The sequence below is a fragment of the Enterobacter sp. 50588862 genome (assembly GCF_001462935.1).
In the GTDB taxonomy this organism is placed as follows: Bacteria; Pseudomonadota; Gammaproteobacteria; order Enterobacterales; family Enterobacteriaceae; genus Enterobacter; species Enterobacter bugandensis.
The window spans coordinates 1-11564 of the sequence record NZ_LNHM01000038.1 but is presented as its reverse complement, the minus strand read 5'-3'; the positions used below and the strand labels follow the sequence as shown (position 1 = coordinate 11564).

At 58.4% G+C, this 11564-nt stretch carries 8 protein-coding genes; 4 read left to right on the top strand and 4 right to left on the bottom strand.

The features are described from left to right. Positions 1 to 25: 25 nt before the first annotated feature. Positions 26 to 2206: a catalase/peroxidase HPI gene (katG, locus tag APT89_RS19880; protein WP_028014834.1), complete on the top strand. Its 2181-nt coding sequence runs from the start codon at positions 26 to 28 to the stop codon at positions 2204 to 2206. A gap of 112 nt (positions 2207 to 2318) precedes the next feature. On the opposite strand, the gene fsa is transcribed toward katG, so the two are convergent. The 4 genes from fsa to argE form a co-directional block, all read right to left on the bottom strand. Further along, entirely contained in the window at positions 2319 to 2981 is a 663-nt protein-coding gene (gene fsa, locus APT89_RS19875) for a fructose-6-phosphate aldolase (protein WP_048958129.1), read from the bottom strand. A gap of 128 nt (positions 2982 to 3109) precedes the next feature. Then, positions 3110 to 3874 carry a helix-turn-helix transcriptional regulator gene (locus tag APT89_RS19870; RefSeq protein WP_060573369.1) on the bottom strand — a complete coding sequence of 255 codons (765 nt, stop codon included), beginning with the start codon at positions 3872 to 3874 and terminating at the stop codon, positions 3110 to 3112. A 57-nt stretch (positions 3875 to 3931) separates the two neighbouring features. After that, positions 3932 to 6583, bottom strand: coding sequence for a phosphoenolpyruvate carboxylase (ppc, locus tag APT89_RS19865; protein ID WP_041911805.1), 2652 nt, complete (start codon positions 6581 to 6583; stop codon positions 3932 to 3934). A gap of 271 nt (positions 6584 to 6854) precedes the next feature. Further along, positions 6855 to 8006 carry an acetylornithine deacetylase gene (gene argE, locus APT89_RS19860; RefSeq protein WP_028014830.1) on the bottom strand — a complete coding sequence of 384 codons (1152 nt, stop codon included), beginning with the start codon at positions 8004 to 8006 and terminating at the stop codon, positions 6855 to 6857. An 88-nt stretch (positions 8007 to 8094) separates the two neighbouring features. Between argE and argC the strand changes: the two genes are divergently transcribed. The 3 genes from argC (at position 8095) to argH (ending at position 11330) form a co-directional block, all read left to right on the top strand. Continuing rightward, on the top strand, positions 8095 to 9099 hold the full coding sequence (argC, locus tag APT89_RS19855; RefSeq protein WP_041911806.1) for an N-acetyl-gamma-glutamyl-phosphate reductase: 1005 nt from the start codon (positions 8095 to 8097) through the stop codon (positions 9097 to 9099). A 6-nt stretch (positions 9100 to 9105) separates the two neighbouring features. Continuing rightward, on the top strand, positions 9106 to 9882 hold the full coding sequence (gene argB, locus APT89_RS19850) for an acetylglutamate kinase (protein ID WP_098946274.1): 777 nt from the start codon (positions 9106 to 9108) through the stop codon (positions 9880 to 9882). A gap of 74 nt (positions 9883 to 9956) precedes the next feature. After that, positions 9957 to 11330, top strand: coding sequence for an argininosuccinate lyase (argH, locus tag APT89_RS19845; RefSeq protein ID WP_060573367.1), 1374 nt, complete (start codon positions 9957 to 9959; stop codon positions 11328 to 11330). The last annotated feature ends 234 nt before the right edge of the window (positions 11331 to 11564 follow it).

The following is an 11564-nucleotide window of genomic DNA, read 5'->3' as shown; positions in this document are numbered from 1 at the left end:
GTATCACTGTAAAGGGAGCATAGCGATGAGCACGTCAGACGAGACCAATAACGCGGCATCCGCCGGCAAATGTCCGTTCCATCAGGGCGGCGTCGATCACAGCGCGGGCGCAGGTACCGGCAGCAAAGAGTGGTGGCCTAAACAACTCCGCATCGATCTTCTAAACCAACATTCCAACCGTTCGAACCCTCTGGGTGAAGACTTCGACTACCGCAAAGAATTCAGCAAGCTCGACTATTCCGCCCTCAAGGGCGATCTCAAAGCCCTGTTAACCGATTCTCAACCGTGGTGGCCTGCCGACTGGGGCAGCTACGCGGGTCTGTTTATTCGCATGGCCTGGCACGGTGCCGGTACTTACCGCTCCGTTGACGGACGCGGCGGTGCCGGACGTGGCCAACAGCGCTTTGCGCCGCTGAACTCCTGGCCGGATAACGTCAGCCTGGATAAAGCGCGCCGCCTGCTGTGGCCAATCAAGCAAAAATACGGACAAAAAATCTCCTGGGCCGACCTGTTTATTCTCGCAGGTAACGTGGCGCTGGAGAACTCCGGCTTCCGCACCTTTGGTTTTGGCGCCGGTCGTGAAGACGTCTGGGAACCGGATCTGGACGTGAACTGGGGTGATGAAAAAGCCTGGCTGACCCACCGTGACCCGGAAGCACTGGCGAAGCGCCCGCTGGCGGCCACCGAAATGGGGCTGATTTACGTGAACCCGGAAGGGCCAAACGCCAGCGGTGAACCGCTGTCTGCTGCGGCGGCGATCCGCGCCACCTTTGGCAACATGGGTATGAACGACGAAGAGACCGTCGCGCTGATTGCCGGCGGCCATACGCTCGGTAAAACCCACGGCGCGGGTGAAGCCACGCACGTAGGTACCGATCCGGAAGCCTCGCCGATTGAAGCGCAGGGCTTAGGCTGGGCCAGCACGCACGGCACCGGTATTGGCGCTGACGCCATCACCTCCGGGCTGGAAGTCATCTGGTCGCAAACTCCGACCCAGTGGAGCAACTACTTCTTCGAGAACCTGTTCAAATACGAATGGGTGCAGACCCGCAGCCCGGCAGGCGCGATTCAGTTTGAAGCCGTGGATGCGCCAGAAATCATGCCAGACCCGTTTGACCCGTCGAAAAAACGTAAGCCAACCATGCTGGTCACCGACCTGACGCTGCGTTTCGACCCGGAATTCGAGAAAATTTCCCGTCGCTTCCTGAACGATCCGCAGGCCTTTAACGAAGCCTTCGCGCGCGCGTGGTTCAAACTGACCCACCGTGATATGGGGCCAAAAGCGCGGTACATCGGCCCGGAAGTGCCGAAAGAAGATCTGATTTGGCAGGATCCGCTGCCTCAGCCGGTGTTCCATCCGACGCAGGAAGACATTGAAAGCCTGAAAGCGGAAATCGCGGCCTCTGGCCTCTCCGTGAGCGAGCTGGTTTCCGTGGCATGGGCGTCTGCATCGACCTTCCGCGGTGGCGACAAGCGCGGCGGCGCCAACGGCGCGCGTCTGGCGCTGGCGCCTCAGCGCGACTGGGATGTGAACGCCGCGGCGGTACGTGCGTTACCGGCTCTGGAAGCTATTCAGCGCACCACCAATAAAGCCTCGCTGGCGGATATCATCGTGCTGGCGGGCGTTGTGGGCGTTGAGCAGGCGGCGAAAGCCGCGGGCGTTTACGTCAACGTGCCGTTCACGCCGGGCCGTGTGGATGCGCGTCAGGATCAGACGGATATCGAGATGTTTAACCTGCTCGAACCGATTGCCGACGGCTTCCGCAACTATCGCGCACAGGTGGATGTGTCTACCACCGAGTCGCTGCTGATCGACAAAGCCCAGCAACTGACCCTGACCGCACCGGAGCTGACGGTGCTGATCGGCGGCCTGCGCGTGCTGGGCACGAACTTTGATGGCAGTAAGAACGGCGTGTTCACCAACCGCGAGGGCGTGCTGAGCAACGACTTCTTCGTGAACCTGTTGGATATGAATACCCAGTGGAAAGCGACCGACGATTCAAACGAACTGTTTGCCGGAAGCGATCGCGCCAGCGGTGAAGTGAAATACACCGCGACCCGCGCCGACCTGGTCTTCGGTTCGAACGCGGTCCTGCGCGCGCTGGCCGAGGTTTACGCCAGCAGCGATGCGCACGAGAAGTTTGTCCGTGACTTCGTTGCCGCATGGGCGAAGGTGATGGATTTGGATCGGTTTGACGTGAAGTAAAAGCAATCCCCGCCACGGCGGGGATTTTTTTTGCCAGTCATCCAGGCGGGGTAAGGCGTAGCTGTCACCCGCTTTTCAGGCGATCGAGTTCTTTTTGCGAACCTGTTCTCTCTTAGAGATTGAGGTTACCAAACGCGTTTTTCCAGTCCTGCTCGAACTTTTCTATGGCCGACTCTACCGCTGGGGTACCGAGCATTTGTTGCGCTACGTCTAAGGGGATCGTGATTGCCTCGCATCCGGCCAGCAGGCAGTCCAGCGCCTGACGCGGTGTTTTGAAGCTGGCAGCCAGCACCATGCTTTCCGGCGCATGCAGTTCCAGCAGGGACTGCAGCTCCTGTACCATGCGAATACCGTCACCGCCCTGTGCGTCGACGCGGTTGACGTACGGCGCAACGTATTTCGCGCCTGCCAGCGCGGCCAGTAAACCCTGAGCGGCGCTGTAAACGGCGGTACCCAACGTGGTAATACCCTCTCTTTTCAGCTGTTTAATGGCGATAAGCCCCTGCGCGGTGACCGGAATTTTCACCACAATACCCGGGATGGCATTACTCAGGCGTTTGGCCTCCGCCACCATGCCTTCGGCATCGCGGCTCATGGTTTGAGCAAACAGCGTGCCTTCCGGCCCGATGGCTTGTTGCAGGCGCGGCAGCACGTCCCAGATGGATTCACGGCTGGCGGCAATGATGCTTGGGTTGGTGGTGACGCCCGCGATGGGGAAGATGCGTGCAAGGCGTTCCACTTCCGCCACGTTCGCGGTATCCAGATACAGTTCCATTATTTTTCCTTAAGTCAGAAAGGTTGAATAAAGGATAAGGCCCGGCTGAGTGCGGCGGATACAGGTCAATTTTGCCAAATACTGGACAAATGTAATGTCCTTAGCGAAGTGCGATAGCGATCACAATGCTATTTTTTGGCGATAAGCTTGCTGTGATACTGGCGACGATATTCGGAAGGGGAACGCTCGGTGTGCTTGCGAAAGAGGCGACAAAAGTAGTTGCTGTCAGGAAATCCGCAGCGTGCGGCAATATCTTTAATTTTGAGATCGTAGCCTTTCAGCAGCTGGCGTGCATGTTCCAGCCGCGTTTGTGTCAGATACTCGTTGAACCCCACGTGGCCGATCTTCTGAAAGAGATGGGAAAGGTAGTTCGGCGAGATGTAGAACGCCTGTGCCACGGATTCGCGCGTTAACGAAGAGGCGTAATTTTCTTCGATATAGCTACGAACGGCTTCGAATAGCGCCCGGCTGCGGTTAGCGGTGTGGATGTCACTGCCAAGCAGATCCCGGCAGTGGCTGAGCAAGCTTAATACCACCAGCATGGCTGTGTCTTGCTCGTCTGGCTGCATCTGTAATTCGGTGAGCGCTTGCAGAAGAAAAGCACCCGTTCGCGGGCCACGCCGGGGAACCTGCAGCTGCTGCAAAAGCGCGTTGTCACGCTGTAAATCGAGAGTCAGCTGCTGCTTACCGAAATGTATGCTCAGGACGTTAGGCGGTGGAAGCGTGATGTGTCCAAAGGATGAAAATATCGCCTCACAGGGGGGAACAAGGGTAATGACGAGGCAGGGAGATGTTCGGGGATGCTGTTCAGCCAGCGCTGAGAAATGAATCTGACCCAGCAGTAACGTACGGTTCACCAGGTCAGCCAAAATTCGGGTGATATCGGAATACATGAGAAGACTACCGAAACGTGCCGGGCGGCGCTAAAAACGCCTGCCCGGCATAAAGCATTACCCAGTGTTACGCATACCCGCCGCAACGCCCGCAATCGTCACCATCAGCGCCTGTTCAACGCGCGGATCCGGCTCTTTACCTTCCTCTTCCGCCAGGCGGGAACGGTGCAGCAGTTCAGCCTGTAAAACGTTCAGCGGGTCGGTGTAGATGTTACGCAGCTGGATAGACTCGGCAATCCACGGCAGGTCCGCCATCAGGTGGGAGTCGTTGGCGATGTCCAGCACCACTTTGATGTCGCCTTCCAGCAGTTCGCGCAGTTCTTTACCCAACGCCCACAGCTCAGGTTTCACCAGCCGCTGGTCGTAGTATTCCGCCAGCCACAGGTCGGCCTTCGAGAAGACCATCTCCAGCATGCCAAGACGGGTAGAGAAGAAGGGCCAGTCGCGGCACATGGTTTCCAGTTCGTTCTGTTTGCCATCTTCCACCACTTTTTGCAGCGCGGCACCGGCACCCAGCCAGGCGGGCAGCATCAGGCGGTTCTGCGTCCAGGCGAAGATCCATGGAATGGCGCGCAGGGATTCAACGCCACCGGTCGGGCGACGCTTGGCAGGACGCGAGCCCAGCGGCAGTTTACCCAGCTCCTGCTCAGGCGTGGCTGAACGGAAGTAAGGCACGAAGTCTTTGTTTTCACGCACGTAGCCGCGGTACAGATCGCAGGAGATGTCTGACAGCTCGTCCATGATGCGGCACCAGGATTCTTTTGGCTCCGGCGGCGGCAGCAGGTTCGCTTCCAGGATCGCGCTGGTATAGAGCGACAGGCTGCTGATAGTCACTTCCGGCAGGCCATACTTGAAGCGGATCATCTCGCCCTGCTCGGTCACGCGCAGGCCGCCTTTCAGGCTTCCCGGCGGCTGAGACAGCAGTGCTGCGTGAGCAGGTGCGCCACCGCGGCCAATGGAGCCTCCGCGACCGTGGAACAGGGTCAGCTCGATACCGGCTTTCTCGCAGGTTTTGATCAGCGCATCCTGAGCCTGATACTGCGCCCAGGACGCCGCCATCACGCCCGCATCTTTCGCGGAGTCGGAATAGCCGATCATTACCATCTGTTTGCCCTGAATAAAGCCGCGATACCAGTCGATGTTAAGCAACTGGGTCATGACGTCGTTGGCGTTGTTCAGGTCGTCGAGGGTCTCAAACAGCGGGGCGACTGGCAGGGCGTAGTCGATGCCCGCTTCTTTCAGCAGAAGATGAACACCCAGCACGTCGGACGGGGTTTTCGCCATAGAGATCACGTAGGCGGCCACCGATCCTTTCGGCGCATCGACGATCGCTTTACAGGTGTTGAGCACCTCGCGGGTGTCGTTGCTTGGCTCCCAGTTGCGCGGCAGCAGAGGGCGCTTGGAGTTCAGCTCGCGGATCAGGAACGCCTGCTTGTCGGCTTCGGACCAGCTTTCATAGTCGCCGATGCCGAGATAGCGGGTCAGCTCGCCCAGGGCTTCAGTATGGCGGGTACTTTCCTGACGGACGTCGATACGCACCAGCGGTACGCCGAAACACTTCACGCGGCGCAGGGTATCGAGCAGTTCGCCGTTGGCGATGATGCCCATGCCACAGGCCTGGAGTGATTTATAGCAGGCGTACAGCGGCTCCCAGAGCTGTTCGTTCTGGCTCAGCAGACCTTCCGGCTTCGGCAGGCGCTGGCCTTTAAGGCGCGCTTCCAGCCACGCCTGGGTGGCCATCAGCTGACCGCGCAGCTTTTTCATCAGGAAGCGGTACGGCTCGCTGGCACCTTCTTCACCGGCCAGCGCGCGCAGTTCCGGCGTCGCTTCAACCATCGACAGCTCGGAGATCAGCACCTGAATATCCTTCAGGAACAGGTCGGTCGCTTTCCAGCGGCTCAGCAGCAGGACGTGACGGGTGATTTCCGCGGTCACGTTCGGGTTGCCGTCGCGGTCACCGCCCATCCAGGAGGTGAAGCGCACCGGCACAAAGTCTACCGGCAGACGATAGCCCAGGTTTTCTTCCAGCTGTTCGTTCAGCTCGCGCAGGTAGTTTGGTACCCCTTCCCACAGGCTGTTTTCCACCACCGCAAAGCCCCATTTGGCTTCGTCTACCGGACTTGGGCGATGCTTACGAATTTCATCGGTATGCCAGGACTGGGCAATCAGCTGGCGCAGACGGCGCATCAGCTGGTTGCGCTCGTAGTCGGCAATGTCTTTGTTATCCAGCTGCTTCAGGCAGCTGTTTACTTCCACCATCTTGTGGATCAGCGTACGACGGGTGATTTCGGTTGGGTGTGCGGTCAGCACCAGCTCCAGCGAAAGGGACTCCACCGCTTTTTTGATGGTGGCTTCGTTGAGGTCTGGCTGGTCTTTCAGTTTACGAAGGGTGCGGGCAATGACTTCCGGGTTGCTGGCCGCTTCGCCGTTTGGCGAAATGCTGTGGTATTGCTCAGCGGTGTTTGCCAGGTTCAGGAACTGGCTGAAGGCGCGGGCAACGGGCAGCAGCTCATCGTTAGAGAGGTTCTGCAAGGTGGTGAGCAGCTCCTGACGACTGGCCTCGTTACCGGCACGGGAAGATTTAGACAGCTTGCGGATGGTTTCAACGCGGTCGAGGATGTTCTCCCCTAATGCGTCTTTGATGGTATCTCCAAGCACTTTGCCGAGCATGCTGACATTACTACGCAACGCGGAATATTGTTCGTTCATAAAAACCCAGTCACCCCATCATTTTTGTTTATGCCCATGTGAAAATCTTCTGGACATTATTTTGTCATCTCCCTTTATAAAGCCACGTAAAACCCCCGTCGTCAATTGCTGCGAAAACGGTTCAGCAAACGAATAAATGCGGGCAATTTACGAAATTTAATTCGCATTGCGTCAGATAAGAGATGCTTATGGAAATGTGACGGTGATCATGCGATTTGTTGCCCTCACCCTAACCCTCTCCCACAGGGAGAGGGGACTTTTCGGTGCGGTTTTAATGCCAGCAGAAGTGATGCACAACCTGGGTAATCAGCTCGCGGGTGGGCTTGATGAAGCGGGTTTCCAGATATTCATCCGGCTGGTGGGCCTGATTAATGGAGCCAGGGCCGAGGACCAGCGTCGGGCAAAGCGTTTGAATAAAAGGCGCTTCGGTGCAGTAGTTCACCACGTCGGTTTTCTCGCCGAGCAGTTTTTCCACCACCTGAACCAGCTGGTGGTCTGGCGGGCATTCGTAGCCCGGGATTGGCGGATGCAGTTCGGAGACTGTCAGGCGTCCCGGCCAGCGCTCGCTCACCGGGGCCAGCGCTTCATTCAGCAGGCCATCCAGATCGCTCAGCGTCATGCCCGGCAGCGGACGGATATCCATATGCAGTTCGCAGCAGGCGCAGATGCGGTTGGACGCATCGCCGCCGTGCAGGCTACCGAGGTTCAGCGTCGGATACGGCACGGTGAATGCCTCGTAGTGATACCGCTCTTTCAAATCGTCGCGCAGGGTCATAATGCGGCCAATGGCGTCGTGCATCAGCTCAATGGCGTTCACGCCGCGCGCCGGATCGCTGGAGTGACCGGACTGGCCCAGCACGCGCACCGCGGTAGAAATATGGCCTTTGTGCGCACGAATCGGCTGCAGAGAGGTCGGTTCACCGATGATCGCGCAGTCCGGACGAATCGACGTGTTTTCAGAGAAATAACGTGCGCCCGCCATGCTGGTCTCTTCATCGGCGGTTGCCAGAATGTAGAGCGGTTTTTTCAGCTTCGTCACGTCCACGTCACGCAGCGCGTCGAGGATAAAGGCAAAGAAGCCTTTCATGTCGGCGGTGCCCAGACCGTAGAGCTTGTTGTCATGCTCGGTCAGGGTGAACGGATCGCGCGTCCAGCGGCCGTCGTCAAACGGTACGGTGTCGGTATGGCCGGCCAGCAGCAGGCCGCCCGCGCCGGTTCCGGTGCTGGCGAGCAGGTTAAATTTGTGGCGTGTTCCGGGGACGGGCTGAACCTCAACGTTAAACCCAAGATCGCTAAACCAACCCGCCAGCAGATTGATTAAAGACTCATTGCTCTGATCCAGCGCTTCTTCGGTCGCACTGATGGACGGTGTGGCAATCAGGGCGCGGTAGATCTCGATAAATGGCGGTAAGTTCATTTTCATTGTTGACACACCTTAGGTCGTGATAGTATCAATATTCATGCAATAAATGTGAATAAAAATACATTAACGTTGAGCATAAAGGAACCCGATGTTGAATACGCTGATTGTAGGCGCTAGCGGTTATGCGGGCGCAGAGCTTGTAAGCTACGTAAATCGCCACCCTCATATGACCATAACCGCTTTGACCGTGTCAGCGCAAAGCAATGATGCAGGAAAGTTAATTTCCGATTTGCATCCGCAGCTTAAGGGCATGGTCGATCTGCCGCTGCAGCCGATGTCTGACATCAGCGAGTTTACCGACGGCGTCGACGTGGTGTTTTTAGCCACCGCGCACGAGGTCAGCCACGACCTTGCGCCGCAGTTCCTGGCGGCCGGCTGCGTGGTGTTTGACCTCTCCGGCGCGTTCCGCGTTAACGACGGCGCGTTCTACGAAAAATATTACGGCTTCACTCATCAGCATCCGGATCTGCTTGAAAAAGCGGTGTACGGCCTGGCGGAGTGGAGTGCGGATAAACTGAAAGAAGCGGACCTGATTGCCGTTCCGGGCTGCTACCCGACGGCGGCACAGCTCTCCCTGAAGCCGCTGATCGACGCCGGTCTGCTGGATCTAAGCCAGTGGCCGGTGATCAACGCCACCAGCGGCGTGAGCGGTGCGGGGCGCAAGGCCGCTATCTCCAACAGCTTCTGCGAAGTGAGCCTTCAGCCGTATGGCGTGTTTAATCACCGCCATCATCCTGAAATCACCACCCATCTGGGCGCGGAGGTGATTTTTACCCCGCACCTGGGCAGCTTCCCGCGCGGGATCCTCGAAACCATCACCTGTCGCCTGAAGTCGGGCGTGACGAAAGAGCAGGTGAGCGAGGCCTTCACGCAGGCGTATGCGGATAAGCCGCTGGTGCGTCTGTACGACAAAGGCGTGCCGGCGCTCAAAAATGTGGTTGGCCTGCCGTTCTGCGATATCGGCTTTGCCGTACAGGGCGAGCATCTGATTGTGGTCGCCGCAGAAGATAACTTACTCAAAGGCGCTGCCGCACAGGCAATGCAGTGTGCAAATATTCGTTTCGGCTTCCCTGAAACGCAGGCTCTTATTTAAGGTGTGATGATGAACCCATTAATTATCAAACTCGGTGGTGTACTGCTGGACAGCGAAGAAGCGCTGGAGCGCCTGTTTACCGCGCTGGTGAACTATCGCGAATCGCACCAGCGTCCGCTGGTGATTGTGCACGGCGGCGGCTGCGTGGTGGATGAGCTGATGAAAGGGCTGAATCTGCCGGTGAAAAAGAAAAATGGCCTGCGCGTCACGCCTGCTGACCAGATTGACATCATTACCGGCGCGCTGGCGGGCACGGCGAACAAAACGCTGCTGGCATGGGCGAAGAAACACCATATTGCGTCCGTTGGCCTCTACCTGGGCGACGGTGACAGCGTAAAAGTGACCCAGCTCGACGAAGAGCTCGGCCATGTTGGACTGGCGCAGCCAGGTTCGCCTAAGCTGATTAACACCCTGCTGGAAGGCGGTTTCCTGCCGGTGGTGAGCTCTATCGGCGTGACCGAAGAGGGCGAGCTGATGAACGTTAACGCTGACCAGGCGGCAACCGCACTGGCGGCAACGCTGGGCGCGGACCTGATCCTGCTCTCCGACGTCAGCGGCATTCTGGACGGTAAAGGCCAGCGCATAGCGGAAATGACAGCCGCCAAAGCCGAGCAGCTGATCGCTCAGGGCATTATTACCGACGGCATGATCGTCAAAGTGAACGCCGCGCTGGATGCGGCGCGCACGCTGGGCCGTCCGGTAGATATTGCCTCCTGGCGTCACGCGGAGCAATTGCCGGCGCTGTTTAACGGCACGCCGATTGGCACACGTATTTTAGCGTAAGTTTTTAATGAATGACCGTAGGCCGGGTAAGCGTAGCGCCACCCGGCGGAACTAACGAATAAAGGAACGATGTTATGGCACTTTGGGGTGGGCGTTTTACACAGGCAGCGGATCAGCGGTTCAAACAGTTCAATGACTCTTTGCGCTTCGACTACCGCCTGGCCGAACAGGATATTGTCGGCTCTGTGGCCTGGTCCAAAGCGCTGGTGACCGTTGGCGTACTGACCGCAGACGAACAGCAGCAGCTGGAAGAGGCGCTGAACAACCTGCTGGAAGAGGTGCGTCTGGATCCGCAGCAAATTCTGCAGAGCGATGCCGAAGATATTCACAGCTGGGTGGAAGGCAAACTGATCGACAAGGTAGGCCAGCTGGGTAAAAAGCTGCACACCGGCCGGAGCCGTAACGACCAGGTCGCCACCGACCTGAAGCTGTGGTGTAAAGAGACCGTTGGCGAGCTGCTGGCGGCTAACCGTCAGCTGCAGACCGCGCTGGTGGAGACCGCACAGAATAATCAGGACGCGGTGATGCCGGGTTATACCCACCTGCAGCGCGCGCAGCCGGTGACCTTTGCGCACTGGTGTCTGGCCTACGTTGAGATGCTGGCGCGTGACGAAAGCCGTCTGCAGGATACCCTGAAGCGTCTGGACGTCAGCCCGCTGGGCAGCGGCGCGCTGGCCGGTACGGCGTATGAAATCGACCGCGAACAGCTGGCAGGCTGGCTGGGCTTTGCCTCCGCCACCCGCAACAGCCTGGACAGCGTATCTGACCGTGACCACGTGCTGGAGCTGCTCTCCAATGCCTCTATCGGGATGGTGCATCTTTCACGCTTTGCCGAAGACCTGATCTTCTTTAACTCCGGCGAAGCGGGCTTCGTTGAGCTGTCCGATCGCGTGACCTCAGGCTCATCGCTGATGCCGCAGAAGAAAAACCCGGACGCGCTGGAGCTGATCCGCGGCAAGTGCGGTCGCGTGCAGGGCGCGCTGACCGGCATGATGATGACCCTGAAAGGGCTGCCGCTGGCGTATAACAAAGATATGCAGGAAGACAAGGAAGGGCTGTTCGACGCGCTCGACACCTGGCTGGACTGTCTGCACATGGGCGCGCTGGTGCTGGACGGCATTCAGGTGAAACGTCCGCGCTGCCAGGAAGCGGCGCAGCAGGGCTATGCCAACTCTACCGAACTGGCGGACTACCTTGTCGCGAAGGGCGTACCGTTCCGCGAGGCGCACCATATTGTGGGCGAAGCGGTGGTGGAAGCGATTCGTCAGGGTAAACCGCTGGAAGATCTGGCGCTTGCCGACCTGCAAAAATTCAGCGCGGCGATCGGGGAGGATGTGTACCCGATTCTGGCGCTGCAGTCCTGCCTGGATAAACGTGCGGCGAAAGGCGGCGTGTCGCCGAAGCAGGTGTCGCAGGCGATTGCGGATGCGAAAAACCGGCTGGTTTGAACCGTGCGGGCTGGTGCCCTCACCCCGGCCCTCTCCCACAGGGCTGAGGAATCCCCAGTAATTTTTTCCTGAAGCGATGAACATTGCTTCAGAGAAATGAATAACTAACAGCGATGTCCTGGTCCGGCTGTAAATCGCTGAGGCGTTTCCTGTAGGCCGGGGCGAGGCGCATGGATGCGCCGAGAGGGCGGGCTTTACAGGGACGTTACCTCCGCCCGCCCCCGACAAGCCGGA

What these genes read in the sequence shown, in the direction of transcription:
- katG (WP_028014834.1), top strand. Translation starts at nt 26, where the DNA reads ATGAGCACGTCAGACGAGACCAATAACGCGGCATCCGCCGGCAAATGT.
- fsa (WP_048958129.1), bottom strand. Translation starts at nt 2,981, where the DNA reads ATGGAACTGTATCTGGATACCGCGAACGTGGCGGAAGTGGAACGCCTT.
- APT89_RS19870 (WP_060573369.1), bottom strand. Translation starts at nt 3,874, where the DNA reads ATGTATTCCGATATCACCCGAATTTTGGCTGACCTGGTGAACCGTACG.
- ppc (WP_041911805.1), bottom strand. Translation starts at nt 6,583, where the DNA reads ATGAACGAACAATATTCCGCGTTGCGTAGTAATGTCAGCATGCTCGGC.
- argE (WP_028014830.1), bottom strand. Translation starts at nt 8,006, where the DNA reads ATGAAAATGAACTTACCGCCATTTATCGAGATCTACCGCGCCCTGATT.
- argC (WP_041911806.1), top strand. Translation starts at nt 8,095, where the DNA reads ATGTTGAATACGCTGATTGTAGGCGCTAGCGGTTATGCGGGCGCAGAG.
- argB (WP_098946274.1), top strand. Translation starts at nt 9,106, where the DNA reads ATGATGAACCCATTAATTATCAAACTCGGTGGTGTACTGCTGGACAGC.
- argH (WP_060573367.1), top strand. Translation starts at nt 9,957, where the DNA reads ATGGCACTTTGGGGTGGGCGTTTTACACAGGCAGCGGATCAGCGGTTC.